At 65.4% G+C, this 26,521-nt stretch carries 21 protein-coding genes, 1 pseudogene and 1 other annotated feature; of the genes and pseudogenes, 8 read left to right on the plus strand and 14 right to left on the minus strand.

Translation table 11 applies throughout. From position 1 onward, the window contains the following. Positions 1 to 32: 32 nt before the first annotated feature. The 3 genes from ASG39_RS10355 to purM all read right to left on the minus strand — a co-directional run bounded on the left by ASG39_RS10355 (position 33) and on the right by purM (position 2,820). Positions 33 to 986: an omptin family outer membrane protease gene (locus ASG39_RS10355; RefSeq protein WP_062594884.1), complete on the minus strand. Its 954-nt coding sequence runs from the start codon at positions 984 to 986 to the stop codon at positions 33 to 35. Positions 987 to 1,123: 137 nt separating this feature from the next. Next, a complete protein-coding gene (gene purN, locus ASG39_RS10360) occupies positions 1,124 to 1,666 on the minus strand; it encodes a phosphoribosylglycinamide formyltransferase (RefSeq protein WP_062594965.1) in 543 nt (180 codons plus the stop codon). Positions 1,667 to 1,737: 71 nt separating this feature from the next. Then, positions 1,738 to 2,820, minus strand: a complete 1,083-nt coding sequence (gene purM / locus ASG39_RS10365; RefSeq protein ID WP_062594885.1) for a phosphoribosylformylglycinamidine cyclo-ligase — start codon at positions 2,818 to 2,820, stop codon at positions 1,738 to 1,740. A gap of 306 nt (positions 2,821 to 3,126) precedes the next feature. Here purM and ASG39_RS10370 point away from each other — a divergent pair, with 306 nt between their 5' ends. The 4 genes and pseudogenes from ASG39_RS10370 (at position 3,127) to ppx (ending at position 8,842) form a co-directional block, all read left to right on the plus strand. Continuing rightward, positions 3,127 to 4,257: an AI-2E family transporter gene (locus ASG39_RS10370; protein ID WP_062594886.1), complete on the plus strand. Its 1,131-nt coding sequence runs from the start codon at positions 3,127 to 3,129 to the stop codon at positions 4,255 to 4,257. Beyond that, the gene (gene hdaA / locus ASG39_RS10375) at positions 4,254 to 4,961 is read left to right on the plus strand and encodes a DnaA regulatory inactivator HdaA (protein ID WP_062594887.1); all 708 of its coding nucleotides are present in this window, start codon (positions 4,254 to 4,256) and stop codon (positions 4,959 to 4,961) included. The genes ASG39_RS10370 and hdaA overlap by 4 nt, the downstream gene beginning before the upstream one ends. Positions 4,962 to 5,149: 188 nt before the next feature. Next, positions 5,150 to 7,309: pseudogene (locus tag ASG39_RS10380) on the plus strand (RNA degradosome polyphosphate kinase); the annotation flags it as partial. A 12-nt stretch (positions 7,310 to 7,321) separates the two neighbouring features. Then, complete coding sequence (ppx, locus tag ASG39_RS10385; protein ID WP_062594888.1) at positions 7,322 to 8,842, plus strand: exopolyphosphatase; 1,521 nt, start codon at positions 7,322 to 7,324, stop codon at positions 8,840 to 8,842. Between the two features lie 74 nt (positions 8,843 to 8,916). On the opposite strand, the gene ASG39_RS10390 is transcribed toward ppx, so the two are convergent. Beyond that, positions 8,917 to 10,230 (minus strand): esterase-like activity of phytase family protein, encoded by a 1,314-nt coding sequence (locus ASG39_RS10390; RefSeq protein ID WP_244481208.1) that lies wholly within the window; start codon positions 10,228 to 10,230, stop codon positions 8,917 to 8,919. Between the two features lie 207 nt (positions 10,231 to 10,437). After that, positions 10,438 to 11,331 (minus strand): AraC family transcriptional regulator, encoded by an 894-nt coding sequence (locus ASG39_RS10395; RefSeq protein WP_244481202.1) that lies wholly within the window; start codon positions 11,329 to 11,331, stop codon positions 10,438 to 10,440. Between ASG39_RS10395 and ASG39_RS10400 the strand changes: the two genes are divergently transcribed. Beyond that, complete coding sequence (locus ASG39_RS10400) at positions 11,330 to 11,737, plus strand: DUF2000 family protein (protein WP_062594969.1); 408 nt, start codon at positions 11,330 to 11,332, stop codon at positions 11,735 to 11,737. The two genes, ASG39_RS10395 and ASG39_RS10400, sit on opposite strands and share 2 nt — an antisense overlap. A gap of 30 nt (positions 11,738 to 11,767) precedes the next feature. On the opposite strand, the gene rnd is transcribed toward ASG39_RS10400, so the two are convergent. Beyond that, the gene (rnd, locus tag ASG39_RS10405; RefSeq protein ID WP_062594970.1) at positions 11,768 to 12,913 is read right to left on the minus strand and encodes a ribonuclease D; all 1,146 of its coding nucleotides are present in this window, start codon (positions 12,911 to 12,913) and stop codon (positions 11,768 to 11,770) included. 115 nt (positions 12,914 to 13,028) lie between these two features. Next, positions 13,029 to 14,447, minus strand: coding sequence for a multicopper oxidase family protein (locus ASG39_RS10410; RefSeq protein ID WP_062594971.1), 1,419 nt, complete (start codon positions 14,445 to 14,447; stop codon positions 13,029 to 13,031). Positions 14,448 to 14,705: 258 nt separating this feature from the next. Here ASG39_RS10410 and aspS point away from each other — a divergent pair, with 258 nt between their 5' ends. Together aspS and ASG39_RS10420 are read left to right on the plus strand one after the other, a co-directional pair. Continuing rightward, positions 14,706 to 16,496 carry an aspartate--tRNA ligase gene (gene aspS / locus ASG39_RS10415; RefSeq protein ID WP_062594889.1) on the plus strand — a complete coding sequence of 597 codons (1,791 nt, stop codon included), beginning with the start codon at positions 14,706 to 14,708 and terminating at the stop codon, positions 16,494 to 16,496. A 155-nt stretch (positions 16,497 to 16,651) separates the two neighbouring features. Further along, positions 16,652 to 16,709, plus strand: a sequence feature (sul1 is cis-regulatory element that is thought to sense ions involved in sulfur or methionine metabolism; They are found in Alphaproteobacteria). Positions 16,710 to 16,783: 74 nt separating this feature from the next. After that, positions 16,784 to 18,265, plus strand: coding sequence for a SulP family inorganic anion transporter (locus ASG39_RS10420; protein ID WP_062594890.1), 1,482 nt, complete (start codon positions 16,784 to 16,786; stop codon positions 18,263 to 18,265). Between the two features lie 164 nt (positions 18,266 to 18,429). Here the strand turns inward: ASG39_RS10420 and ASG39_RS10425 are convergent, their stop codons facing one another. Further along, positions 18,430 to 19,623 carry a hypothetical protein gene (locus tag ASG39_RS10425; RefSeq protein ID WP_062594891.1) on the minus strand — a complete coding sequence of 398 codons (1,194 nt, stop codon included), beginning with the start codon at positions 19,621 to 19,623 and terminating at the stop codon, positions 18,430 to 18,432. Positions 19,624 to 19,838: 215 nt separating this feature from the next. Here ASG39_RS10425 and parC point away from each other — a divergent pair, with 215 nt between their 5' ends. Beyond that, positions 19,839 to 22,091 carry a DNA topoisomerase IV subunit A gene (gene parC, locus ASG39_RS10430; protein ID WP_062594892.1) on the plus strand — a complete coding sequence of 751 codons (2,253 nt, stop codon included), beginning with the start codon at positions 19,839 to 19,841 and terminating at the stop codon, positions 22,089 to 22,091. Between the two features lie 38 nt (positions 22,092 to 22,129). Here parC and ASG39_RS10435 read toward each other — a convergent pair whose 3' ends face one another. The 6 genes from ASG39_RS10435 to hemB all read right to left on the minus strand — a co-directional run bounded on the left by ASG39_RS10435 (position 22,130) and on the right by hemB (position 26,065). Continuing rightward, positions 22,130 to 22,522: a type II toxin-antitoxin system death-on-curing family toxin gene (locus tag ASG39_RS10435; protein WP_062594893.1), complete on the minus strand. Its 393-nt coding sequence runs from the start codon at positions 22,520 to 22,522 to the stop codon at positions 22,130 to 22,132. Further along, a complete protein-coding gene (locus tag ASG39_RS10440) occupies positions 22,519 to 22,740 on the minus strand; it encodes an AbrB/MazE/SpoVT family DNA-binding domain-containing protein (RefSeq protein ID WP_062594894.1) in 222 nt (73 codons plus the stop codon). The genes ASG39_RS10435 and ASG39_RS10440 overlap by 4 nt, the downstream gene beginning before the upstream one ends. 102 nt (positions 22,741 to 22,842) lie before the next feature. Continuing rightward, positions 22,843 to 23,616 carry an arginyltransferase gene (locus tag ASG39_RS10445; RefSeq protein ID WP_062594972.1) on the minus strand — a complete coding sequence of 258 codons (774 nt, stop codon included), beginning with the start codon at positions 23,614 to 23,616 and terminating at the stop codon, positions 22,843 to 22,845. A 273-nt stretch (positions 23,617 to 23,889) separates the two neighbouring features. Next, entirely contained in the window at positions 23,890 to 24,363 is a 474-nt protein-coding gene (locus ASG39_RS10450; RefSeq protein ID WP_062594895.1) for an RDD family protein, read from the minus strand. Positions 24,364 to 24,446: 83 nt separating this feature from the next. Next, positions 24,447 to 25,043 (minus strand): class I SAM-dependent methyltransferase, encoded by a 597-nt coding sequence (locus tag ASG39_RS10455; protein ID WP_062594896.1) that lies wholly within the window; start codon positions 25,041 to 25,043, stop codon positions 24,447 to 24,449. A gap of 5 nt (positions 25,044 to 25,048) precedes the next feature. Next, a complete protein-coding gene (gene hemB, locus ASG39_RS10460) occupies positions 25,049 to 26,065 on the minus strand; it encodes a porphobilinogen synthase (RefSeq protein WP_062594897.1) in 1,017 nt (338 codons plus the stop codon). Positions 26,066 to 26,521: the final 456 nt, after the last annotated feature.

Here is a 26,521-nt window from a genome sequence, read left to right on the forward strand (position 1 = left end):
CCATCCGGTCTCCCGCTCGGCCCCGTGACAAGCTAAAACGCCCCTTTGACCCCGAACGACACCGCGATGCTGCGGAACGAGGCACCGGCTTCGTTCTCGAAAAAGGCGCTATCGCCGATCACGCGGTCGCGCATCTGGACATCGCCCCTCTTGCGGAACACGTTCTCGAAGCTCGCGCCGAGATACAGGCCGGCCTCGCCGGTGAGGGCGTAGGTCACTTCGGCCGAGAGGAGGGCGACCGGGGCGGGGTTCATCCGATCATCGAACCTGAGATCGCGAATCCAGTGATAGTCGATATCGTTGATCCCCGGCGTGAGCCCCACCTTCGCGCTGCCGGAAAAGCCAAAGCGATCGACCGTCGCAGCGCCGGTGATGCCCGTGAAGAAAACCGGGATGCGCTGGCGATAGCTGACGCCGCGCTCGTCGTCGTCGAAATTTCCGATCGAGTCGCGTGGAGAAAGGACGCTGTAGATGTAGGATCCGCCATAGGCATCCCAGCGGACATCGGTGTAGCGAAAGCCGCCGGTCAGCCCGAGCGTGGCCGTATCGGTCCGGTAGACGGAGCGGGCGAGGGAGACATCCCCGTCGATATAGTATTTCAGCCGTGTATCCGGGTGGATCGAGCGGTCGCTCCAGCCGTCTTTCGACGTGCCGTTATTGAAGGGTTCGATCCAGTCGTAGTCGGTCATCCCGCCGTCGCCGCCGTCGCCGTAGCGCAGCGACGCCTGCAGGGTCCAGTCGGGATCGAGGTCGGCGCCGACCGATACGGTGTAGAGCGTCACCGCCCGGCTTTCCCAGTCGAGCTGACTGAGCTTGCTCGCGCCGTCGTAGACGAATTCGTGCGCCTTGAGATCGAGGAGACCGATGCCGCCCGACAGGCGGATGGAGCCGTCTGCCGATTGCGTGATCGGCTCGGCCGCGCGCGTCGAGGAAAGGGCGGCGAAAACGCCGAGGATCGCCAGTACCGCAACACGCCCGATGGTCATGAATCGCCCGCCCAGATGAACATATCAGATGATAGTCATTAACGTTTGGGTTGCGGCGAGGGCAAGCGAAAAACAGGCTTTGACAACAGGAACGACCAAGAGCCGCAACGGACGTGCCGCCAGTGTCGGGCGACCCTTCAGTCGCCCATCCTGACCGCGCCGCCCGCGACCATCCGCAGGGCCTGCGCATAGGTGCGATGCTCCACCGTCAGCACGCGGGCCGCCAGCGTTTCCGCGGTATCGCCGTCAAGCACGGGCACGCGCGTCTGCAGGATCACGGGGCCTTCGTCCATGCCCTCGGTGACGAAATGCACGGTGCAGCCGGCCTCTGTTCGGCCGGCGTCGAGCGCGCGCCGATGCGTGTCGAGGCCGGGGAAATCGGGCAGGAGGGAGGGGTGGATGTTGAGGATGCGGCCCTCGTAGCGGCTGATGAAGGCGCCGCTCAGAAGCCGCATATAGCCGGCCAGGCACAGGAGATCGGGCTTCAGCGTTTCCACATGATCGAGAATGGCGGCTTCGTGCGCGGCCTTGTCGGCGTAGTCGCGCCGCTCGAAGGCGGCCGTGGGAATGCCGCGGGCCTCGGCCTTTGCCAGTCCGCCGGCGCTCGCGCGATCCGACACCACGCCGACGATCTCGGCGGGATAATCGTCCGCGGCGCAGGCGTGGCTCAGCGCCAGCATATTGGAGCCGCCGCCGGAGATGAACACGACGACGCGTTTGCGCGGCGCCGTTCCGCTCACGAGCGTCTCGCTCACAGCGCCAGCGTTCCCTGGTAGACCACGCCCGGTGCGCCCTCGTCGCGGGCGATCATCCGGCCGAGGCGGAACACCGTCTCGCCCTCGGCGGACAGCGCCGCCGCCACGCTGTCGGCGACATCGGCCGGGACGACGGCGATCATGCCGACGCCGCAGTTGAAGGTGCGCAGCATTTCGGTCGCCGCCACGCCGCCGGTGCGGGCCAGCCAGGCGAACACGGGCGGCGCCTTGACGGCGGAAAGATCGATCTCGGCCGCGAGATGCTTGGGCAGCACGCGCGGGATGTTTTCCGGAAAGCCGCCGCCGGTGATGTGGGCGAGCGCCTTGATGCCGCCGGTCTCGCGAATGACCTTCAGCAACGACTTCACATAGATGCGCGTCGGCGTCATCAGCACGTCGGCAAGCGTCGCACCATGCGTGCCGGCGTCGAAGGGGGCGGGCGCGTCCCAGGCGAGGCCCGAGAGCCCGACGATCTTGCGCACCAGCGAATAGCCGTTGGAATGGACGCCGGAGGAGGCGAGGCCGAGGATGACGTCGCCTTCCGCGATATCGCCCGCCGGCAGCAGCCGTCCGCGCTCGGCAGCGCCCACGGCAAAGCCCGCGAGGTCGTAGTCGCCGCCCGAATACATGCCCGGCATTTCCGCCGTCTCGCCGCCGATCAGCGCGCAGCCGGCATCCCGGCAGCCCGCGGCAATGCCCGCGACGATCGCCGCGCCCTGGTCGGGGTCGAGCTTGCCGGTCGCGAAATAGTCGAGGAAGAACAGCGGCTCGGCGCCCTGCACCACGAGGTCGTTGACGCACATGGCCACGAGATCGATGCCGACGGTGTCGTGCTTGTCGGCGTCGATGGCGATCTTCAGCTTCGTGCCGACGCCGTCATTGGCCGCGACGAGAACCGGATCGGTGAAGCCTGCGGCCTTCAGGTCGAACAGGCCGCCGAAGCCGCCGATTTCGCCATCGGCGCCCGGCCTGCGGGTGGAGCGGACATGCGGCTTGATCTTCTCGACCATCAGGTTTCCGGCATCGATATCGACGCCCGCATCGCTGTAGGTCAGACCGTTCTTTCCCGACTGGCTCATGTTTGGCTCTCCACGCACCCGTTCAAGCCCTGCGATTGGCATGTGGTGCGGCCAAGTGCAAGCGCACAAGGGGCGCCACGGGGCTTTTTCCCGCACGGATCGCGTCCCGATGCGGCCTCACGCACCGGTCGTCTCGCGTTCACGCCGCGGGGATAGCCAATCGCGGGCGCTTGACCGGCTGCCTTGCACCGTCCTATCTCCAGCCTATCTCATTGCAGGAAGACCCCGGGCCCCATGCGAACCCGGGTGAAGCGAGCCCCGGACCCCCGCGGGGCCACCGCGGTGTCAACAGGATCGGAGCGTCAGATGGCCACCATTTTCAGCGGCAAGGGACTTCGCCGCCAGGCCGTCTTCTGGGCGGCCTTCTTCGTCCTCTTCATCGCCTTCCTGTTCGTGTTCTCCTCCATCCTCCTGCCGTTCCTGGCCGGCATGGCGCTCGCCTATTTCCTCGATCCGATCGCCGATCGGCTGGAGAAATGGGGCCTGAGCCGGATGATGGCGACCATCGTCATTCTCGTCGGCTTCATCGTCATCTTCGCGCTTTCGCTGGTGCTGATCATCCCGATCATCTTCACGCAGGCCTCCGAATTCATCGCCAAGATCCCGGACTATGTCGCGAGCTTCCAGGACTTTCTGGCAAGTCCCCATGCCGAAATCCTGCCGGACTGGCTGCAGAGCCAGCTGCCGGCGATCCGTCAGAATTCGGCGCGCCTGCTGGCCCAGGGCGCAAGTTTCCTCGGCACGCTGGTGCAGCAACTCTGGAACTCCGGCGTTGCGCTGCTCGACATCATCTCGCTGTTCGTCGTCACCCCCGTCGTCGCCTTCTACCTGCTGCTCGACTGGGATCGCATGGTCGCCAAGGTCGACAGCTGGATCCCGCGCGGCCAGCTCTCCACCGTCCGCCAGATCGCGTCCGACATGGACAGCTCGATCGCCGGCTTCGTGCGCGGGCAGGGCTCGCTCTGCATCATTCTCGGCCTCTATTACGGCATCCTGCTGACCGTCGCCGGCCTCAACTTCGGCCTGCTCATCGGCTTCTTCGCGGGCATCATCAGCTTCATTCCCTATGTCGGCTCCATGGTCGGCCTGGTGCTGGCGGTCGGCGTGGCGCTGGTGCAGTTCTGGCCGGATTACTTCTGGGTCATCGTCGTCGCCTGCATCTTCTTCTCGGGGCAGTTCCTCGAAGGCAACATTCTGCAGCCGAAACTCGTCGGCAGCAGCGTTGGCCTGCACCCGGTCTGGCTGATGTTCGCGCTGCTCGCCTTCGGCTCGCTGTTCGGCTTCGTCGGGCTGCTCGTGGCCGTGCCCGCGGCTGCCGCGCTCGGCGTCCTCGTGCGCTTCGCTCTGGCGCGCTACCTTGAAAGCGACGTCTACCACAGCCCGCCGACGCACACGACCATCGAGGCCCAGCCGAACGTGCCGCACAGCCTGACATGAACCGCCGCGACGACCAGTTGCCGCTGCCTCTGGGGCATGCGCCGCAGATCAGCCGCGACGACCTGCTCGTCTCGCCCTCGCTGGAGGCGGCGGTGGCGATCGTCGATCATTGGCCGCAATGGCCGTCGCCCGTGGTGGTGCTGGTCGGGCCGCCGGGGTCCGGCAAGTCGCATCTCGCCGCCATCTGGGCCGGCACGAGCGGCGCCACCGCGATCGATCTCCAGCCCGGAACCGAGGCGCCCGGGATCGCCGCCAAGGGCCCCGTGCTCTTCGAGGACGCCGACCGGCACGGCTTCGACGAGACGGCCCTGTTCCACGTCATCAACAGCGTACGCGAAAACGGCACCTTTCTGATGGTCACCGCCCGCAGCCGGCCCGCCGCCTGGGGCGTGCGCCTGCCGGATCTCGCCTCGCGCCTCAAGGCGGTCACGGTCGTGGAGACCAGCGAGCCGGACGACGATCTTCTCGGCCAGGTTCTGATGAAGCTCTTTGCCGATCGCCAGCTCTTCCCCGACGAAAGGCTCATCGCCTATCTCGTCGCCCGCATGGAGCGCTCGCTCGAAACCGCCCATCGCGCGGTGGCCGAGATGGACCGGCTGGCGCTCGCCCGCCAGACGCGGATCAACCGCGCACTGGCTGCCGAAGTGCTTGAAAAAATTGGTAATGCAGGGGATACTCAGGAAATCCCGGACGCGGACGATTGACTGTCACAGTTCTGTCGTCAAACTCGTCTAGCAGCTTTTGAGAAAAGCGTATGAGGGAGCGGGACATGGACACGACGACAGCTGCGGCAAAGACGAGCACCGCGCCGGCCAACCCGAACGACAAGACCGCCAAAGCGCATGCCGACAAAACTTCGGCCGAAAAAGCGGGCGCCTCGAAAAGCGCGACGGCGAAGGACGGCGTCGAGGACGGCATCGACCTCCTGAACAGCCCGGAACGCTTCATCAACCGCGAATTCTCCTGGCTGCAGTTCAATCGCCGCGTGCTGGAGGAAACCCTCAACACCGCCCATCCGCTGCTCGAACGCGTCCGCTTCCTGTCGATTTCGGCCGCCAACCTCGACGAGTTCTTCATGGTCCGCGTCGCCGGTCTCGAGGCGCAGGTGCGCCAGAGCGTCGTCGTGCGCAGTCCGGACGGCAAGACGCCGGCCGAACAGCTGGGCGACATCCTGAAAGAGATCAACACGCTGCAGATGGAGCAGCAGGCCTCGCTCGCCGTGCTGCAGCAGTATCTCGCCAAGGAGGACATCCTCATCGTGCGGCCGGTCTCGCTATCGGCCGACGACCGGGCCTGGCTGGAGACGACCTTCGACCAGTCGATGTTCCCGGTCCTCACCCCGCTCTCCATCGATCCGGCGCATCCGTTCCCCTTCATTCCCAATCTCGGCTTCACCATGGGCCTGCAGCTCGTCAGCCGCTCCGGCCGCGAGCCGATGACGGCGCTTTTGCGCCTGCCCGTGGCGCTCGATCGTTTCGTGCGCCTGCCGGACGTGCATTCGACCATTCGCTACATCACGCTGGAAGACGTGGTGGGCATGTTCATCAGCCGTCTGTTCCCCGGCTACGACGTCAAGGGCGCCGGCACGTTCCGCATCATCCGCGACAGCGATATCGAGGTCGAGGAAGAGGCGGAAGATCTGGTGCGCTTCTTCGAGACCGCGCTGAAGCGCCGCCGTCGCGGCTCGGTCATCCGCATCGAAATCGATTCGGAAATGCCGCTGGAGCTGCGCCGCTTCGTCATCTCGGAACTTGCCGTGCCGGAAAACCGCGTGGCCGTTCTGCCCGGCCTGCTGGCGCTGAACACGCTGTCGGAAATCACCAAGGCGCCGCGCGAGGACCTGCGCTTCGCGCCCTACAATGCGCGATTTCCCGAGCGAGTCCGAGAGCACATGGGAGACTGCTTCGCCGCCATCCGCGAAAAAGACATGGTGGTTCACCACCCCTATGAGAGCTTCGACGTCGTTGTCCAGTTCCTCCATCAGGCTGCGCGCGATCCTGACGTCCTTGCGATAAAGCAGACGCTCTACCGCACCTCCAACGACAGCCCGATCGTGCGTGCGCTGATCGACGCGGCCGACGCCGGCAAGTCGGTGACGGCGCTGGTCGAGCTCAAGGCCCGCTTCGACGAGGAGGCCAACATCCGCTGGGCGCGGGACCTTGAGCGCGCCGGCGTGCAGGTCGTCTTCGGCTTCATCGAGCTGAAGACCCATGCCAAGATGTCGATGGTCGTGCGGCGCGAGGAGGGCAAGCTGCGCACCTATTGCCACCTCGGCACCGGCAACTACCACCCCGTCACCGCCAAGATCTATACCGACCTGTCCTTCTTCACCTGCTCGCCCGTGATCGGCCACGACATGGCGAACATCTTCAACTTCATCACCGGCTATGGCGAGCCCGAGGCCGGCATGAAGCTGGCGATCTCGCCGCACACGCTGCGTCCGCGCATCCTCCAGCATATCGAGGAGGAGATCGTCCATGCCGGTGCCGGTCGCCCGGCGTCGATCTGGATGAAGATGAATTCGCTGGTCGATCCCGAGATCATCGATGCGCTCTACCGGGCAAGCCGCGCCGGCGTCGAGGTCGAGCTGATCGTGCGCGGCATCTGCTGCCTGCGTCCGCAGGTGCCCGGCCTGTCGGACAATATCCGCGTCAAGTCGATCGTCGGACGGTTTCTGGAGCACAGCCGCATCTTCTGTTTCGGCAACGGCCACGCTCTTCCCTCCGAGCATGCGCTTGTGTATATCGGCTCGGCGGACATGATGCCGCGCAACCTGGACCGGCGTGTCGAGACCCTCGTACCTCTCGTCAACCGGACCGTGCACGAACAGGTCCTGTCGCAGATCATGCTGGCAAATCTCATCGATAACCAGCAGAGCTACGAAATTCTCGAGGACGGCACCTCGCGACGGATCTCGGTGTCCAAGGACAGCGAGCCGTTCAATGCGCAAGTCTATTTCATGACCAATCCCAGCCTGTCGGGCCGGGGCGAGGCCCTGAAGTCGAGTGCGCCCAAGGTTATCGCCGGCTGGGACAGCGACCGCAGAAAGTAAAGCTGGACCCGTATGGTAGAATCCGAAGCTCAGGGGCGCTTGCCTGGCATCGCTCCTGTTTCCGTCGTCGATATCGGCTCCAACTCGATCCGGCTCGTGATCTATGAGGGGCTCAACCGTTCGCCGGCCGTGCTCTTCAACGAAAAGGTCATGTGCGGTCTTGGCAAGGGCATCGATGCCACCGGCCAGATGGATGCCGAAAGCGTCGAGCGGGCGCTGAAGGCGCTGCATCGCTTCAAGGCGCTGGCGACCCAGGCGCGCGCCTCCACCGGCTTCGTGCTGGCGACGGCGGCGGCCCGCGATGCCTCCAACGGTCCCGATTTCATCCGCCGCGCCGAGCTGATCCTCGGCCAGAAGATCCGCGTCCTCTCCGGTGAGGAAGAGGCCTATTTCTCCGCGCTCGGCATCGTCAGCGGCTATCATGATCCGGACGGCGTCGTCGGCGATCTCGGCGGCGGCTCGCTGGAGCTGGTCGATGTCGTCGGCCGCACCATCGGCACCGGCATCACCCTGCCGCTCGGCGGCATCCGCCTGTCGGAACATGCCGGGGGCTCGCTGGAGCGGGCCCGTGCCTATGTCCGCAAGACGGTGAAGAACGTCGAGGTGCTGAAACGCGGCGCCGGGCGCAATTTCTACGCCGTCGGCGGCACATGGCGCTCCATCGCCAAGCTGCATATGGAACTCAGCGACTATCCGCTGCACATGATGCAGGGCTACGAGATGAGCTATGACGAGGCGATGAGCTTCCTGCCGGAGGTCATCGAGCCGAAGGACATCAAGATCCCGGCCTTCGCCGCGATTTCCCGCAGCCGCCGCAATCTTCTGCCCTATGGCGCGATCGCGCTGCAGGAGACGATCGCGCTGCTGAAGCCCGCCCGCATCTCGTTCTCCGCGCTCGGCGTGCGCGAAGGCTACCTGTTCTCGCTGCTGTCCGAACAGGCCCGCAATGCCGATCCGCTGCTCACCGCCGCCTCCGAACTCGCGATCCTGCGCGCCCGTTCGCCCGAACATGCCCGCGAGCTGGCACAGTGGACGGGCCGGGTGCTGCCGGCCTTCGGCGTCGAGGAGACCGAGGAAGAGGCCCGCTACCGGCAGGCCGCCTGCCTGCTCGCCGACATTTCCTGGCGCGCGCATCCCGATTATCGCGGCCTGCAGGCGCTCAATATCATCGCCCATTCCACCTTTTCCGGCATCACCCATGCCGGCCGCGCCTATATCGCGCTCGCCAACTACTACCGGCACGACGGCCTCAACGACACTGGCGCCACCAGCCCGCTGTCGGCCATCACCCCGGCGCGCATGTTGGAACTGGCGAAGATCCTCGGCGCGCTGCTGCGCGTCGCCTATCTCTTCTCCGCCTCCATGCCGGGCGTCGTCCGCAACCTCACCATCAAGCCGTCCGCCGCTGCAAATACCGATCTCGATTTCGTGGTGCCCGCGGCCTATAGCGAATTTGCCGGCGAACGCCTGGAAGGCCGCCTGCAGCAGCTGGCCAAGCAGACCGGCAAGCGGATCGCGTTCCGGTTCGAATAGGGGATCGTCTCAGACAAAAAGGGGGAGGACGGTGCAGCACCGTCCTCCCCTTGTTTTCGAGACCGATGGGGACCCTATTCGGCCTTGAGGAATTCGGCCACGTCGAGCAGCACGAACTCGTTGTCGTCGGCCTTGTCGAGCGCGCGACCGGCCGAGAAGGGCAGGTTGTTGTCGTTGCCGACGATGATATGGGTCTCGTCGATCCGGTCGACATTCTCGATCGTGACGAACGGCATGCCGTAGACGCCCTTGGTGCCGCCCTGCCGGTTCTTGCCGTCGGGATCGGCGATGTTCAACAGATCGATATAGCCGATCTTGCGCACGGCCTTGCCGACATTCGCCGCGCTCATCTCGATCTTGTAGACGCGCTTCACCTTGGCCGGGGTGGCAAAGCAGTCGGGCTTCGGCGCCTTGGGGTCGGCGCAGGCCTTGTCGGGCGTGCCCGCGCCATTGTCGCGCTCGATCACCAGCGCGGTCTTGTCGTCCAGCATGTTGAAATCGCCGATCGCCTCGCCGCCGGCGGCGAGCGGATAGAGCCAGCTGCGACCCGTCCAGGCCTTGCTGGCGGCGTCGAGTTCCAGGATGCGCAGGGCCGGATGGCCGTCCGCCTGCTCGACGGTCGCCTTGTCGGTCCAGATCGGGCCTTCGAGCAGGCCGTAGAGCTTCGTGCCGTCCGGCGACAGGGCGAGGCCCTCGAAGCCGCCGGAGCGCTTGAGGTTGAAGGCGGGCATCGGCTTCGACGGATCGGCCTGCACGGTCAGGACCGGATTGTCCGGCGACGTCACCGGCGTCGCCTCGGAGACCGTTGGCACCACGTCGGTCAGGTGTCCGTCGCGGGTGAATTTCAGCACCCAGGGGCCGAATTCCTCGCCGATGACGAATCCGTCGGCCACCGGCTGGATCGATTCGATGTCGAAATCGGCACCGGTGAGATAGCGCTTCGCGGCGCCCTCCAGGACGATCGGAAAAGGGGCCTTCCGGTCGGGATCGGACAGGAACACCGTTTCGAGCGGCGTGACCGTGCCGTCGGCCCAGTCGATGCGGATATGGTGGAGCATCAGCATGGCGTCGCTCGAATTGAGCTTGGAGCCGAAGCCGTTGTCCGACAGCGTCCAGAACGTGCCGTCGCCGACCGACTTGATGCCGGAAAAGCCCTGCATCGGCTGGCCGTCGAACGGCAGCGACAGCCCGGTCGGCCGAACGCCGTCCTTGCCGGGAACCGTTGCGAGCGCCGTGGCGCGCTTGCGATCCGCGGTGGTGAACTTGCCGGAGGTCTGCAGATGCTCCGGCGCATCGGCCGGCGCCTTGATGATGGTGTCGGCCGGCAGCACGGCCTGTCCGGCAAGCTTAGCCGGGAATGGACGGTCGTCCGCCCGGGCCGTCGTCATCTGGGCCGTGGAGGCCAGCAGGAGTGCCAGTGTCGCGGTGGCTAGGTAACGCATCGTGGTGCCCTCGGTCATGAAATCAACGGGACAGCGAGTACGTGGGCCGGATGATGTTGGCGCGACGGTTTGGTGACAGATGCGTGACGCCCCGATCCGGGCAAGCGCAGGGCAAGCGTAGGGACGCACTTCGCCATCGCGGCGATCGAGGCCTCACCCCCGCGACAGGGCGGCCCAGCGGCCGGGCGTCAGTCCATGCGCCGTCTTGAAGTGCCGGGTGAAATGCGCCTGATCGGCAAAGCCGGTCGCAAGCGCGATGTCGGCGAGCGGACGCCCCTTTCGGATGAGCGCGCGCGCCTGCTCCAGCCGGCGCATGATCAGGTAGCGATGCGGGCTCGTGCCGAGACAGGCGCGGAACTGGCGGGCGAGGGCGAAGCGGTCGAGCCCGGTCACGGCTTCCAGATCCGCCGAGGTGACCGGCCGGTCGTGCGCGCCGTGGAGAAAGTCGCAAGCCCGCCGCACGGCCGCCGCGTCGATCCGCACGCCCGCGGCGGTCCCCCGTCGCGCATGCCGCGACAGGCCGTCGGCGACCGCGCTGAGCAGTTCGGCGCAGTGGAGGTCGTCGAGTTCGCCATCGAGATCGCGCATCGCATCCGCAAGGCTTGCCGCAAGCGACGGGTCGGACAACACGGGCGAGGCCACGAAGGGAAGGTCCCGGCTGCCGAGCGCATCGATCAGCCGTTCCGGCGGCAGATACAGCATCCGGTAGCGCAGCCCGTCCTCCGTCGCCGCCCCGCCATCATGCACCTCGTCGGGATGCAGCACGATGATGTTGCCCGGCGCGCTGTAGCGCACCTCGCCGCGATAGCGGAACGTCTGGACGCCGTGCAGCGTCAGGCCCAGCGCATAGGTGTCGTGCCGGTGCGGCGCAAAGGCATTGCCGCGAAAGGCGGCCTCGATGCGCTCGATCCCGGTGCCCTCCGCGATCCGGATGCGGTCGGTCACCGGCGATCCGCACGAACGTTCAAGATCGTCGCCCGCGCGATCGGCTAGAGACGCATCGGGCGCATCCGGCGCCCTGTAGCCGAGAATGGAGTTCGCCGTCATGTTCGATACCAAATTCGTCATCGTGTTGCGCGAGGATCTCGCCGTCTGGCAGAAGCTGAACGTGACCGCGTTTCTGACAAGCGGCATCGTCGGCGCAAAGCCCGATCTGATCGGCGAAGCCTACCGCGATGCGACCGGCAACGTCTACAACGCGTTGAGCGTCCAGCCCGTCATCGTCCTGTCGGCGGGGCCGGACCTGCTGCGCACGATTCTCGCCCGCACGCTGCAACGCGAGGTCCGCACATCGCTCTATATCGAGGAGATGTTTGCGACCGGGCACGACGCCGCCAACCGGGCGGTGTTTGCGGATTTCGCACCGGATACCGCCAATATCGTCGGTCTCGCTTTAAATGCCGACAAGAAGATCGCCGACAAGATCATCAAGGGCGCAAAGCTGCATTCGTAAGGCCGGTCTGCCCGGCGCGGGCGGCTGCGATCAGAGTTCCACGGTCTCGATCTTGCGGTCCACGAAGCGCAGCGCCACGGCGCCATTGATCAGCTTCAGCGCGATCTCGCCGAACAGTTCGCGCCGCCAGCCCTTCAGCGCGCCGACATCGGCCTTCTCGCCTTCGGACGCGATGCGTTCGATGTCCTCGCTGTTGGCGATGATCTTGGCGGCGACGCCCTGTTTCTCGGCGACGAGTTTCAAAAGGACCTTGAGCAGTTCGATCGCCGCGGCGGCACCTTCGCTCGTCTGGTTCTGGCGGGGCAGGCGGGGCATGTCGGCCTTGGGCAGAGCCAGCGCCTCGTTGACCGCCTCGATGATGGCGCCGCCGGCGCTGGAGCGTTCCCAGCCCTTGGGCACCGTGCGCAGCCGCGACATGGCCTCGGCGTCCTTCGGCTGCTGCTGAGCGATCTCGTAGAGGGCGTCGTCCTTCAGCACCCGGCCGCGCGGCACGTTGCGGGACCGTGCCTCGCGTTCGCGCCAGGCGGCGATCCGCTGCAGCACGGCAAGCTCGATCGGCTTCTTCAACCGCATCTTCAGCCGCTGCCAGGCATCGTCCGGATGCATGTCGTAGGTCTCGCGCGATTCGAGCACCGCCATCTCCTCCGTCAGCCACAGCGAGCGGCCTTCGCGCTCCAGCTCGGCCTTCAGGTGGTGGTAGACGTCGCGCAGATGGGTGACGTCGGCCAGCGCATAATCGAGCTGCTTGTCCGTCAGCGGCCGGCGGCTCCAGTCGGTGAAGCGCGAGGACTTGTCGATATGCTCGCCCTTGATGCGGCTGACGAGCTGGTCGTAGGAGACGCTGTCGCCGAAGCCGCAGACCATCGCCGCGACCTGCGTGTCGAAGATCGGGTGCGGGATGAGGCCGCCGAGATGGAAGATGATTTCGATGTCCTGCCGCGCGGCATGGAAGACCTTGATGATGTCGGGATTGGCCATCAGCGCGAAGAAGGGGGCGAGGTCGAGGCCCTTGGCGAGCGGATCGACGATCACGGCGATGTCGGGGCCGGCCATCTGGATCAGGCAGAGCTGCGGCCAGAACGTCGTCTCGCGCAGAAACTCGGTGTCGATCGTCAGATAAGGTGCCGTCGCCAGCGTGTCGCAGGCTGCCTGCAGCGCCGCAGTCGTATCGATAATGTCCATCGGATCTCCGGGGATATGGAGGCGGGTTTTCTTTCTCTTCTCTTTTGGTGCGGGGATGTCAACCGAGCGACATGAAAAAGCCGCGATTCCGCACCGGCCCCGATCCGTCTCAGACGACCCTGAGATAGGAGGACATGCCCGTTTTCTGGTGCTCGATGATGTGGCAGTGGAGCATCCAGTCGCCGGGATTGTCGGCGACGAGCGCGAGTTCCGCCTGCTCGTCCGGCTGCAGCAGGATCGTATCCGTCGGCGGCGGCAGCACGCTGCGCTTGTTGGACGAGAGGACGTGGAACGTCAGCCCGTGCAGGTGGATCGGATGCGCATGCGGGGTGCGGTTGGCGATCTGGAACACGTAGCTCTGCCCGAGCTTCAGCTCCGCCAGCGGCGCGATCGGGTCCGGCGTGTCGCCCGGCCATGGCACCTTGTTGATCGCCCAGAACGTATAGCCGAGCGAGCCGCAGAGACTTGTCCCCGCCTTATGCTCGGCCGTGGCCGTGACATCGAGCGGGATGCGCCGGGCGCCCGCGATATCCGGCCGCGCGATCGGATTGGCGGCGAGCGCCCCGGCCTCGCGCAGGTCGCGTTTCAGCGAGGAACCGCGCGCGACCAGCGTCGCGATGGTCCAGGGATTGGAGCCGCGCAGATTGCCGAGCGTGACGATCGCGCCCTCGCCATCCGGCATCCGCACCACGATGTCGGCCCGCTGCCCCGGCCCGAGATCGAGCGTCTCCAGCACCGAGGGAAGCGTGAGCGCATTCGAATCGAGCGCGAGGACTGCGGCGGGCGCGTCGATGCCGACCGTATAGATGCGCGTGACGTCGGTCGCCGCGATCCGCAGCCGCACCAGCCCGCCGGCCGGGGCCTCGAACTGCGGGGCGCGCTGCCAGTTGGCGGTACGCACCGTGCCATAGGTGCCGCCACGGGCCGCATCGCGCGGCTTGAACGGCGCGATGAAGCCGCCGTCGGCGCCGAGCCGCCAGTCGCGCAGGTTCAGCACGATCTCGGCATCGAAGACCGGATCGGACGGGTTTTCCACGACGATGACGCCGGTCATGCCGTGGCCCATCTGGGTCAGCGTGTTGCAATGGGGATGATACCAGAACGTGCCGGCATCGGGCGGGGTGAAGGCATAGTCGAAGCTGTCGCCGGGATAGACGTAAGCCTGCGTCATCTCCGGCACGCCGTCCATGGCATTGGGAATGCGCAGCCCGTGCCAGTGCACGGTGGTCGGCTCGTCGAGGCTGTTCAAAAGCTTTGCCGCGAACGGCTGGCCCTGTTTCATCCGCAGGATCGGCGGTGCGCCGGATGCCGAAGGCGCGTCGCCGGATGCCGAAGGCGCGTCGCTGAGCGCCCAGGTCATGACCCGCGTCTCCGCGCCGCCTTCGACAAGCCTTGCGGCACCGAATCGGGCGTCGAGCGTCAAAGGTGCGGCGGTGCCCGGACGCGCGGCAAGGCCGGCGCCGAGCGCGAAGGAGGCCGCCGTTGCGGCACTGGCTTTGAGGAGCGTTCGGCGGGTGAGGGCGGGCATGATTTCGTCCGGAAGCGAGGAGGACCCCTCCATAAACTTGATCGGCCCGTTCAGCAATTGCGGCGTCCATCTTTCCCGCCTGCTTTGCGAGCCGTCGGGGGGTGTCGCAGGTCCGGTCGCGGTGCAAGATCGGGCCTTCCGGGCAGGCTCCGCCTTGACAAATCGGACCCGTCATGCGCTTTTCCGCGCGATTTCGACGCCGCCGGGACAAGGAAACGTTCTCCCGTGTGCGGCATTTGCCAGTTCCAGGACACGCCCATGCACCGTTACCGCAGTCACACTTGCGCCGCCCTTCGCCAGACCGATGTCGGCCAGAACGTCCGTCTTTCCGGCTGGGTGCATCGTGTCCGCGACCATGGCGGCGTGCTGTTCATCGACCTGCGCGACCATTACGGCCTGACCCAGGTCGTGGTCGATCCCGACAGCCCGGCTTTCAAGGCGGCGGAAGCCGTGCGCGGCGAATGGGTCATCTGCATCGACGGCCGGGTCAAGGCCCGCACCGCCGAGACGGTCAACAAGACCATGCCGACCGGCGAGATCGAGCTCTATGCCGAAGGCATCGAGGTGCTCTCCGCCGCCAAGGAACTGCCGCTGCCGATCTTCGGCGAGCCGGATTATCCCGAGGACGTGCGCCTCAAATACCGCTTCCTCGACCTGCGCCGCGAGACGCTTCACCGCAACATCGTCAAGCGCACGCAGATCGTCGCCGACATGCGCAACCGCATGAACGCCGAGGGCTTCGCCGAATACACGACGCCGATTCTCACCGCGTCCTCGCCGGAAGGCGCGCGCGACTTCCTCGTGCCGTCGCGCATCCATCCCGGCACCTTCTTCGCGCTGCCGCAGGCACCGCAGCAGTACAAGCAGCTGCTGATGGTCGCCGGCTTCGACCGCTATTTCCAGATCGCGCCCTGCTTCCGCGACGAAGACCCGCGCGCCGACCGCCTGCCGGGCGAATTCTACCAGCTCGACATGGAAATGAGCTTCGTCGAGCAGGAAGACGTCTGGGACACGATGGCGCCGGTCATATCAGGCGTGTTCGAAAAGTTCGCCGAGGGCAAGCCGGTCACGAAGGACTGGCCGCGCATTCCCTATGACGTCGCGATCCGCAAATACGGCTCCGACAAGCCGGACCTGCGCAACCCGATCGAGATGCAGGCCGTGACCGAGCATTTCGCCGGTTCCGGCTTCAAGGTCTTCGCCAACATGATCGCCTCCAACCCCAAGGTCGAGGTCTGGGCGATCCCGGCCAAGACCGGCGGCAGCCGCGCCTTCTGCGACCGGATGAACGCCTGGGCGCAGTCCACCGGCCAGCCGGGCCTCGGCTATATTTTCTGGCGCGCCGAAGGCGAGACGGTCGAAGGCTCCGGCCCGCTGGCCAAGAACATCGGCCCCGAGCGCACCGAGGCGCTGCGCGTCCAGCTCGGTCTCGAGGCGGGCGATGCCTGCTTCTTCGTGGCCGGCGATCCCGCCAAGTTCTACAAGTTCGCCGGCGAAGCCCGCACGCGGGCCGGCGAGGAGCTGAACCTCGTCGATCGCGACCGGTTCGAGCTCTGCTGGATCGTGGACTTCCCCTTCTACGAATGGAGCGAGGAAGAGAAAAAGGTCGACTTCGCCCACAATCCCTTCTCCATGCCGCAGGGCGGGCTCGAGGCGCTGGAAACCCAGGATCCGCTGACGATCAAGGCCTATCAGTACGACGCCGTCTGCAACGGCTTCGAGATCGCGTCGGGCTCCATCCGGAACCAGTCGCCGGAGCTGATGGTCAAGGCGTTCGAGCTGGTCGGCCTGTCCAAGCAGGACGTGGAAGACCGCTTCGGCGGCATGTACCGCGCCTTCCAGTACGGCGCCCCCCCGCATGGCGGCTGCGCCTTCGGCGTCGACCGCGTGGTCATGCTGCTCGTCGGCGCCAAGAACCTGCGCGAGATCTCGCTGTTCCCGATGAACCAGCAGGCTCAGGACCTCCTGATGAACGCCCCCAGCGAAGCCTCCCCGACGCAGCTGCGCGAACTCGCCCTCCGCGTCGTGCCGCAGCCGAAAAAGGATTGAGCCGCGTCAGGCGGATCGGGATCTGAGACGATGAAGGGCGGCCATGTGCCGCCCTTCTCCGTTCGCTGCCGCAGCCTTCACCCTCGCCGGTTTCAAGGACGCGGGGGAGTTCGGCATTGCGTTGCGGGCCTTTGCGGGCTAAGAAACGCCATCACAACGGACCCGGGTGTGATCCCCGGGTGGCTCTTCCGGCCGCCGATCCGCCGGACAACGCACAGCATCAGCCCTGATAACCGCTTCGGACCTCGTCCCGGCTGGTGCGTTCCTGTTTGCGAAACGTACCCTCCATGATCTCACTGTCCACCTATCGTCACGAATGGTTTTCCAACATTCGCGGCGACATTCTGTCCGGCATCGTCGTGGCGCTGGCGCTCATTCCCGAGGCCATCGGCTTTTCGGTCATCGCCGGCGTCGATCCGAAGGTGGGGCTGTTCGCCTCCTTTGCCATCGCTTGCGTCGCCGCCTTCACCGGCGGCCGACCCGGCATGATCTCGGCGGCAACCGCCGCCACCGCCGTCGTCATGGTCAGCCTCGTGCGCGACCACGGGCTGCAGTATCTCTTTGCCGCCACCATCCTCATGGGCATCCTGCAGATCGCGGGCGGCTTCCTGAAGCTCGGGCGGCTGATGCGCTTCGTGTCGCGCTCGGTCATCACCGGCTTCGTCAATGCGCTGGCGATCCTCATCTTCATGGCGCAGCTGCCCGAACTCATCGGCGTGCCCGCCCTGACCTATGGGATGATCGCGATCGGGCTCGGCATCATCTACCTCTTTCCCTACGTGACCAAGGCCATCCCGTCGCCGCTCGTCGCCATCGCGGTGCTGACCGCGGTCGCCGTCTTCGGCGGGCTCGACCTGCGCACCGTCGGCGATCTCGGCGAGCTGCCCTCCAGCCTGCCGGTCTTCGGCCTGCCGGACGTGCCGCTGACCTGGGAAACGCTGCGGATCATCTTTCCCTATTCCGTGACGCTGGCGGCGGTCGGTCTGCTCGAATCGCTGCTGACGGCGCAGATCGTCGACGACATGACGGACACGCCGAGCAACAAGAGCCAGGAATGCGTCGGCCAGGGCGCCGGCAACATCGCCTCGGCGCTGATCGGCGGCATGGGCGGCTGCGCCATGATCGGCCAGTCGGTCATCAACGTCTCCTCCGGCGGCCGCGGGCGCCTTTCCACCTTCGTGGCCGGCGCCTTCCTCCTGTTCCTCATCCTCGTTCTCGACGATATCGTGCGCATCATCCCGATGGCGGCGCTGGTCGCGGTGATGATCATGGTCTCGATCGGCACCTTCTCCTGGCGCTCGATCCTCGATCTGCGCACGAACCCGCTGCCATCTTCCGTCGTCATGCTGGCGACGGTCGTGACCGTGGTTGCGACCCACGATCTCGCCAAGGGCGTCATCGTCGGCGTGCTGCTGTCGGGCGTATTCTTCGCCGGCAAGGTGGCAAAGCTCTTCCGCGTGGTGCCCTTAGGCGATGCGAGCGGGCGGATCTACCGCGTCGAGGGACAGCTGTTCTTCGCCTCGGCCGACAGCTTCATCGCCGCCTTCGACTTCGCCGAAACGCCCGCAAGCGTGACGATCGACGTCTCCGCCGCGCATTTCTGGGACATCACCGCCGTCGGCGCACTCGACAAGGTGGTGCTCAAATTCCGCCGCTCCGGCGTGCCTGTCGAGGTGATCGGCCTCAACGCCGCAAGTGCGACGATGCTCGACCGCTTCGCCGTGCACGACAAGCCGGACGCACCGGCGCTGCCGCACGTCTCGCACTGATCGCGGCCTCGCAGCGGGTGCTTCCCGACCGCCGCGCGGCTTCGGGAGGCATCCGGCTTCGGACATGAAAAAGCCCGCCGGCCGTCTTGCAAGAGGTCGTCTCGCGAGGAGACGTCTCGCAAGGGGAACGGCGGGCTTGGTGTTTCAGATGACCGAGGATGGCCTTAGTCGTTGGCGGTGACCTTGACGCCCAGCACGCTCGGCAGCGTGTTCGGCGCGCCCATGCCGGCACCCATGATCATCGGGAAGGGGACGGGCTTTTCCGGCTCGGCCGTGATCGTCAGGTTCTTCGGCGCGTCGAGGTAGGTGTTGATCGCCGCCGTCAGCTCGTTCTGCAGGTCGGGAAGGTTGAGCTGCGCGATCATGATCGGGGCGAGGCCCTTGATCGACTGCGCCAGCTGCTCGCCGGTCACGCCCTGCTCCGCACCGAAATAGTCGAGCAGGCGCTTGGTGATCGAGGCATCCTCGAAGCGGATCGAGGCCGAGGTGAAGCTGAGCTGCTGCATGAGGCCCATGGCCGACAGGCCGAGCGCCTGGTTGGCGGCCTCCTTGTTCGGATTGGCCTCGGCGGCCTTGAAGGCCTCCTGGAAGGAATTCAGGAGCTGGAGCGTGTAGCCCGAAACATTGAGGCCGATCGACAGGCGGCCGACATTGTCGACATTGAACGAGTTGTCGCGAATGTCGAAGACGCCCGAGGCCAGATCCCAGCTGCCTTCCATGGTGAACTCGCCGGTCGGGTTCTGCAGGCCGAGCTTGTCGATCGCCATCTTCGCCTTGGCGTCCTTGACCTCGGACAGGTCCGCCTTGACGCCGCTGACGATGCCGTCGAAATCGATGCCCTTGTCGCCATCCTGGCGGCTCAGATTGCTTTCTGACTTTTCGATCGAGAACACGGTCTTGCCGCCCATCTCCACCGTCACGGGGCCGGTGCCGGCCGATTCGTAATAAAGCAGGTCGTCGATGCCGCCGGTTCCCGCCTTGGCGGGAATGCGCAGGCCGGCAATCGAGATGTCCTTGGCGGTGAGCCGGGCGCCGTCGGCCGTCCTGTCGATATCGGGGAAGGCCACGGTCTCGACCGTGTAGCCGCCATCCGACAGTTCCTCGACGCCATCGAAGGTGAGGTCGCCGATCTTCAGCTCGTCCGCCTTCTCCATCGTGCTCTTGATGCTGGCGCCCTTCAGGACCACGCTGTCGTCGTTGACATCGACCGCTTCATAGGCAAGCGTCGCGCCGTTGATCGCATAGGCCGCATTCAGCTTGGCAGCGAAATCCGTGCCGTCGAGCGCGAAGGCGGGAGAGGCGAGGGCGGTAAAGGCGACGCCTGCCAGCAGAAAGCGAAGTCGTGGAAACTGCATCATCATTGGGTCCTTGCAAAGCCTGTGATATCGGGGTCGATGTCTCCAGGGCGATTGGGGCGGAAATATATGCGGGCGTCAGGGAAATGTCAGGTCGGTACCCCGCATTATTTCGCGGCAGGCTTAATTCGGTCCTTCGCCCGCTCATCGGCGGATTGCTGGGGATAGCGCCGGCGAGACAACTTGATGTTCACGGTTTGTTGAGGTAGCTACGACCCATGGGACAGAGCCTTTTGCCGCCGTCGGGCGGGGACGATCACATTCAACCCGTCGATCTCAAGGCGGCGCTGGAAGAGCGCTACCTTGCCTATGCGCTGTCCACCATCATGCACCGCGCCCTTCCGGACGTCCGCGACGGCCTGAAGCCGGTGCATCGCCGCATCATCCATGCGATGAGCGAGATGGGCATTCGCCCCAACACCGCCTTCAAGAAATGCGCCCGCATCGTCGGCGACGTCATCGGTAAGTTCCACCCGCATGGCGACCAGTCGGTCTACGACGCGCTGGTGCGGCTCGCCCAGGATTTCTCGCAGCGCTATCCGCTGGTCGACGGGCAGGGCAATTTCGGCAATATCGACGGCGATAATGCCGCCGCCTACCGCTATACCGAAGCCCGCATGACCGAGGTCGCGGCGCTGCTTCTGGAAGGCATCGACCAGGATGCCGTCGATTTCCGCGCCACCTATAACGAGGAGGACGAGGAACCGGTGGTCATGCCGGGCGCCTTCCCCAACCTGCTCGCCAACGGTTCGTCCGGCATCGCGGTCGGCATGGCCACCTCCATTCCGCCGCACAACGCGCACGAGCTGTGCGACGCGGCGCTGCTGCTGATCCGCAAGCCGGACGCGTCGATCGAGGAGCTGGTGGAACTGGTGCCCGGCCCGGATTTCCCGACCGGCGGCATCATCATCGACAACACGGCAAGCATCACCGAGGCCTACCGGACCGGACGCGGCGGTTTTCGCGTGCGGGCCAAATGGGCGGTCGAGGATCTCGGCCGCGGCGTCTGGCAGATCGTCGTCACGGAAATCCCCTATCAGGTGCAGAAATCGCGGCTGATCGAAAAGATCGCCGAACTGCTGATCGCCCGCAAGCTGCCGCTGCTGGAAGACGTGCGCGACGAATCGGCCGAGGACGTGCGCGTCGTGCTGGTGCCGAAGAGCCGCAGCGTCGATCCCACCATCATGATGGAATCGCTGTTCCGGCTGACGGATCTCGAAAACCGCTTTCCGCTGAACATGAACGTCCTGTCCATGGGCCGCGTGCCCCGCGTCATGTCGATCTTCGATATCCTGACCGAGTGGCTGCAGCACCGCCGCGAGGTTCTGCAGCGCCGGTCGCGCTTCCGGCTTGCGGCCATCGAGCGGCGGCTGGAAATTCTCGGCGGCTATCTGATCGCCTATCTCAATCTCGACGAGGTGATCCGCATCATCCGCGAGGAGGACGAGCCGAAGCCGGCTCTGATGACGCGCTTCACGCTGACCGATCTTCAGGCCGAATCGATCCTCAACATGCGCCTGCGCTCGCTGCGCAAGCTCGAGGAATTCGAGATCCGCACCGAGTTCGCCGGCCTGACGGCGGAAAAGGCCGAGATCGACGCGCTGCTCGCCTCCGACGAAAAGCAGTGGCAGACGGTGGCCTGGGAAATCGGCGAGGTGAAGAAAAAATTCGCCAAGGCGACCGCGCTCGGCCGCCGCCGCACGCTGTTTGCCGATGCGCCGGACACCGACGACGAGGCCATCCAGCAGGCGATGATCGAGAAGGAGCCGATCACGGTCGTTCTCTCGCAGAAGGGCTGGATCCGGGCGCTCAAAGGGCACATTTCCGATACCGCCACGCTGCAGTTCAAGGAGGGCGATGCGCTGAAATTCGCCTTCCCGGCCTCGACCACGGACCGGATCCTGATCGTGACGACGGGGGGCAAGGCCTATACGCTCGGCGGCGACAAGCTGCCCGGCGGGCGCGGCCATGGCGAGCCGCTGCGCATCATGGTGGATATGGAAAACGATCAGGACGTGCTGACGGCCTTCGTCCACGATCCCGCCCGCAAGGTGCTTCTCGCCTCGGCCGCCGGCAACGGCTTCGTCATCGCCGAGAGCGAGATGGTCGCCAATACCCGCAAGGGCAAGCAGATCCTCAACGTCGCCATGCCGGACGAGGCCAAGATGGTCGTGACCGCGAAGGGCGACCAGGTCGCGATCATCGGCGAAAACCGCAAGATGCTCGTCTTCCCGCTCACGCAGATCCCGGAAATGACGCGCGGCAAGGGCGTGCGCCTGCAGCGCTACAAGGACGGCGGCGTGTCCGACATCCGCTGCTTCACGCTCGCCGACGGCCTCACCTGGAGCGACAGCGCCGGCCGCAGCTTCACCAAGACGCCGGCCGAACTCGCCGAATGGATCGCCGACCGCGGCACGGCCGGCCGGGTGGTTCCCAAGGGCTTTCCGCGGAGCGGGAAGTTCGGGGGGTGAGGGGTGTGATGGGGGCGAAGCGCTTCCAACCTGATCGGTCAGGCGGGGAGGGTCTCGCAATAATCCTTGAGGAACCTTGCGGCCCCATCTTCCGCGATATCTCCTGAGGCGACACCGAGGACGAGTTCTACGGCCATGGCTTCCTCGGTGTTCAACAGCTGTCCATTGATGAACAGGAACGTAAAGGCAGCCAGGAAGCCCGTTCTCTTGTTGCCGTCCGAAAAGGGGTGGTTCCGGGTAACGCCATACAGATAGGCAGCGGCGAGGACGAAGATATCGTCTTCGCCATAGGCGTGCTTATGCAGCGGACGCGCCAGCGCGGCTTCCAGGGCGTTTTCATCCTTCAAGCCGGCCAACCCGCCATGTTCGGCGATTTGTTCGTCGTGTATGGCCTCGATACCCTCGCGGGAGAGCCATTTGTAGTCCGTCACTTGGCCAGTTCTCTGAGCGCATTCCTGTATTTTTCCATGCCGATCCGAGCCGCTTTCAACTGCTCCGAAAAGGACGCCGTTTCCGGAGTGAGCTCCAGTTTGTTATTCGTCACGCGGATGGTCAGCGTGTCTCCGGCCTTCACGCCCATGCGATCCAGCACGTCTTTCGGCAGGATGACGCCTTCGGAATTTCCGATCTTGCGAATGGTGACGTTCATGGGGCCTCCTTGTTATAACAATCGTTATAACAAAAAGCAGGATCACATACAAGAAGCAGGACGAGAGGCCGTCGGCGATCCGCCGTCGGATGCTGAGGCGCCTTAGCCCGCCGCGTCCTCGCCGTCCAGCCCGGCATAGCGTTCCCAGCCGCGGGCCATCAGGTGCTCCTGCGGCAGGAACTTGGTCTTGTAGTCCATCTTGCGCGAGCCCTTGACCCAGTAGCCGAGATAGACGTGCGGCAGGCCGCGGTCCTGGGCCTTGCGGATGTGATCGAGGATCATGAAGGTGCCGAGGGAGCGGTCGGAAAAGGCGGGGTCGAAATAGGAATAGACCATCGACAGGCCGTCGCCCATCTTGTCGGTCAGGGCGGCGCCGATCAGCGGGCCGTTTGCCCGTCCGGCAATGCCGTCGCCTTCGACGCGCAGGCGATATTCGATGATCTTGGTGTTCACATGGGTGTCCTCGACCATCATCGCATAGTCGAGCACCGACATGTCCGACATGCCGCCCTTCTGGTGGCGGTGGTCGAGATAGCGGCGGAAGAGGGCATATTGCTCGCTCGACGGCTCGGCCGGATATTCGGTGGAGACGATATCGGTGTTCTCGGCCAGCACGCGCTTCATCGAGCGCGTCGGCTTGAACTCGCCGGCGACGATCCGCACGGAAACGCAGGCCCGGCAGCTTTCGCAGGCGGGGCGATAGGCGATGTTCTGCGAGCGGCGGAAGCCGCCCTGGGTCAGGAGGTCGTTCAGTTCCGGCGCCCGCTCGCCCACCATATGGGTGAACACCTTCCGCTCCATCTCATGCGGCAGGTAGGGGCAAGCCGCCGGTGCCGTGAGGTAGAACTGCGGAGACGGGGCGGTGTGGGTGTTCATGTTCATCTGGGGCGGCGATCACACTTCATGACCATAGGATCGCGCGACAGCGCCGCGCGTCCTGTATGACGCACTCCGGTTCGCTATAGCACTTTTAGACCTGCGGCGTAACCTCATCCTGAAATCGACTCCGATTTGAGGGACCATGCAGTAGCATGGCTCAAGAATGGAAAAGGTCAACCGGCCGTTAACGCGGCCGGTCGAAAACATCTCGGAATGTGCTGCGGTGTGTCCGCAAGAGCGCTGTCGGCGCCATCTCAGCGCCGCGGGTCTTCAGCGCAGGGGATAGCTGTCGCGGCGCACGGTCACGGTGCCGATCAGAAAGTCATGCAGCAGGCGGCCGCGATCGGTGAACAGGCCGATCAGCACGATGAACGGCGTCAGGAACGCATTGGCGATCCAGAAGATCACCAGATGGACGATGGCGGTCATGAAATCCATCGGCCGACCGTCGGTGCGCGCGATGGCGAGCCCCATCATGGCCATGCCGGGCGAGGCCTGAGAGCGGCCGCCGACGGTGATGCCGAAATAGAGCATGGCGACGATGGCAAACAGCGCGGGATAGAGCAGGAAGCCGAAGCCGAGCGTCAGGATGCCGAGGAAGAAGACGACCACGGCCGCAGGGATCCAGAGCAGGGCGACGAACAGATAATCGACGCAGAACGCAATGACCCGACGGCTGAGAACGCCGCGATAGGCGCGCCAGTCGGTACTGGGAAAGCGAACGTCATCATGGCTTATGGTCATCTCGGTCTCCAATTCGATATCCCGAATATGGGAATGAGCGTTTCTCTCTGCAATGGGAATGCCAGCCGATCTGTGCGCCCAGCCTATTTGTGCGCCCAGACGGTGATCAGCGAAACGTCGACCCCGTCATAGCCGTTCGAGGATCGGCGATCCATGTCGAGACGGGTCCAGGGCACCTGCTCGAACGCAGCGCGCAGCCAGTCGATCGAGGGGAAGTTGAAATGGCGCCCCAGGCTGTCCGCGCCTTCCGCGATGCCTTCCTTGAAGCTTGCATAAAGCACGCCGCCGGGCCTGAGCGCGCGGTGAATGCGCTGCAGGATCGGCGCCAGGTCGGCCCGCGGCGCATGCAGCAGGCAGGCGCAGGCCCAGACGCCGTCGAAGGCATCGACCGCGTCGAGCTCCAGGAACCGCATGACCCGGACCGGCCGTCCGAGGCGTCGCTCCGCCTGCCGCGCCATCTCCGGCGCGCCGTCCGTCGGCAGGACATCGAAGCCGCGATCGAGGAGCCGACGGCTGTCATGGCCGCCGCCGCAGCCGAGCTCCAGCACCCGGGCGCCCTTGCCGAGCAGCCCCATGAAGCTCTCCAGAGCCTCGCCGTCGCGATCCCGGCCCGACCATTCGGCATAGGCTTCGGCTTCGCGGTCGTAAAAGGACAGGGTGGGGTCGGTCGCGTCCGTCATGGGGCCTATCCCTTGCGGGCCAGCAATCGGGCCACGTCGAGCGCGAAATAGCTCAGGATGCCGTCGCAGCCGGCGCGTTTGAAGGCGAGCAGGGTTTCCATCATGACGCGCTCCTCGTCGATCCAGCCATTGGCGCCGGCGGCCTTGATCATCGCATACTCGCCGGAGACCTGATAGGCAAAGACCGGCAGCCCGAAGGCCTCCTTCATGCGCCAGCAGATGTCGATATAGGGCAGGCCGGGCTTGACCATCATCATGTCGGCGCCTTCCTCCACGTCGAGGGCGGCATCGCGCAGGGCTTCGGTGCCGTTGGCGGGGTCGATGTAATAGGTCTTCTTGTCGCCCTTCAGGAGCCCGCTGGTGCCGATGGCTTCGCGGTAGGGACCGTAAAAGGCCGAGGCGAACTTGGTGGCATAGGCCATGATGCCGACATTCTGGTGGCCGGCCGCATCGAGCGCCTGGCGGATGACGCCGATGCGGCCGTCCATCATGTCGGAGGGCGCGATGATATCCGCGCCGGCATCGGCCTGCATCACCGCCGCGCGGGCGATCTGGGACACGGTCTCGTCGTTGACGATCTCGCCCTGGCGCAGAATGCCGTCATGGCCGTGGCTGGTGAAGGGATCGAGCGCCACGTCGGTGATGAGACCGATGCCGGGCACCGCCGCCTTGATGGCCCTCGTCGCCAGGTTGATCAGATTGTTGGCCTCGAGGCTGTTGGAGCCGGTGTCGTCGCGCAGCGCCATCTCGACATTGGGGAAGGTGGCGAGCGCGGGTATGCCGAGATCGGCCGCCTCGCGCGCCGCCTCCACCGCCTTGTCGACGCTGAGGCGCATGACGCCCGGCATGGCGGCGATCGGCTCCACGACATTGGTGCCGGGCACGAGGAAGATCGGCCATATCAGGTCGTCCACCGTCACCTGGTTCTCCCGCACCATCCGCCGCGTCCAGTCCGCCTTGCGATTGCGGCGCATGCGGCGATGTCCGGTGACGAGGTCCACGATGTCGGTCTTGTCGGTCATGAGAGGGATCTTTCCAATGCTTGCGGCCCTGAGACAAAGGGCGGGTGGTGGGGCAGGGAATGGGCGGCGGTTTCTGAGAATCCGAAACGGCGGGACCGTTCAGGCGCGCCGTTCAATCCGCAACATCACCCGGGAGCCCTCCGGTTGTGGCGCGTCTTCTAGCATGGCCGCAGAGCGAGGCAAAATCGCGCCGGTGCGGCGTGTCGTCCCAGTTAATCCAGTAAAGCGATCCGCCCCGACGCGCGGAGAACCACGCACGCGGGACGCGCCGTGGGGGAAAACAGTTCGGACGAGGCGCTGGAAGCTGCCGCGTGGAGTAGAAGTTGGAAGATGACATCTTCCAGCGCCTCGTTCGGTGGTTTTTCCCGCAGCCCGGCCGTCTCGAAGAGGATTCCCTCGGCTTCACCCGAGAGCGCGTCCGGCAGTCACGGCGCGGCTTGCCGCCGCCTTGCCAGG

This window comes from Rhizobium sp. Leaf371, assembly GCF_001424045.1.
Taxonomy (GTDB): Bacteria; Pseudomonadota; Alphaproteobacteria; order Rhizobiales; family Rhizobiaceae; genus Ferranicluibacter.

Excerpts from the sequence above, each read along its gene's own strand:
- ASG39_RS10355 (WP_062594884.1), bottom strand. The coding sequence starts at position 986 with ATGACCATCGGGCGTGTTGCGGTACTGGCGATCCTCGGCGTTTTCGCC.
- purN (WP_062594965.1), bottom strand. The coding sequence starts at position 1,666 with ATGCTGGCGCTGAGCCACGCCTGCGCCGCGGACGATTATCCCGCCGAG.
- purM (WP_062594885.1), bottom strand. The coding sequence starts at position 2,820 with ATGAGCCAGTCGGGAAAGAACGGTCTGACCTACAGCGATGCGGGCGTC.
- ASG39_RS10370 (WP_062594886.1), top strand. The coding sequence starts at position 3,127 with ATGGCCACCATTTTCAGCGGCAAGGGACTTCGCCGCCAGGCCGTCTTC.
- hdaA (WP_062594887.1), top strand. The coding sequence starts at position 4,254 with ATGAACCGCCGCGACGACCAGTTGCCGCTGCCTCTGGGGCATGCGCCG.
- ppx (WP_062594888.1), top strand. The coding sequence starts at position 7,322 with ATGGTAGAATCCGAAGCTCAGGGGCGCTTGCCTGGCATCGCTCCTGTT.
- ASG39_RS10390 (WP_244481208.1), bottom strand. The coding sequence starts at position 10,230 with ATGACGACGGCCCGGGCGGACGACCGTCCATTCCCGGCTAAGCTTGCC.
- ASG39_RS10400 (WP_062594969.1), top strand. The coding sequence starts at position 11,330 with ATGTTCGATACCAAATTCGTCATCGTGTTGCGCGAGGATCTCGCCGTC.
- ASG39_RS10395 (WP_244481202.1), bottom strand. The coding sequence starts at position 11,331 with ATGACGGCGAACTCCATTCTCGGCTACAGGGCGCCGGATGCGCCCGAT.
- ASG39_RS10410 (WP_062594971.1), bottom strand. The coding sequence starts at position 14,447 with ATGCCCGCCCTCACCCGCCGAACGCTCCTCAAAGCCAGTGCCGCAACG.
- aspS (WP_062594889.1), top strand. The coding sequence starts at position 14,706 with ATGCACCGTTACCGCAGTCACACTTGCGCCGCCCTTCGCCAGACCGAT.
- ASG39_RS10420 (WP_062594890.1), top strand. The coding sequence starts at position 16,784 with ATGATCTCACTGTCCACCTATCGTCACGAATGGTTTTCCAACATTCGC.
- ASG39_RS10425 (WP_062594891.1), bottom strand. The coding sequence starts at position 19,623 with ATGATGCAGTTTCCACGACTTCGCTTTCTGCTGGCAGGCGTCGCCTTT.
- parC (WP_062594892.1), top strand. The coding sequence starts at position 19,839 with ATGGGACAGAGCCTTTTGCCGCCGTCGGGCGGGGACGATCACATTCAA.
- ASG39_RS10440 (WP_062594894.1), bottom strand. The coding sequence starts at position 22,740 with ATGAACGTCACCATTCGCAAGATCGGAAATTCCGAAGGCGTCATCCTG.
- ASG39_RS10445 (WP_062594972.1), bottom strand. The coding sequence starts at position 23,616 with ATGAACACCCACACCGCCCCGTCTCCGCAGTTCTACCTCACGGCACCG.
- ASG39_RS10450 (WP_062594895.1), bottom strand. The coding sequence starts at position 24,363 with ATGACCATAAGCCATGATGACGTTCGCTTTCCCAGTACCGACTGGCGC.
- ASG39_RS10455 (WP_062594896.1), bottom strand. The coding sequence starts at position 25,043 with ATGACGGACGCGACCGACCCCACCCTGTCCTTTTACGACCGCGAAGCC.
- hemB (WP_062594897.1), bottom strand. The coding sequence starts at position 26,065 with ATGACCGACAAGACCGACATCGTGGACCTCGTCACCGGACATCGCCGC.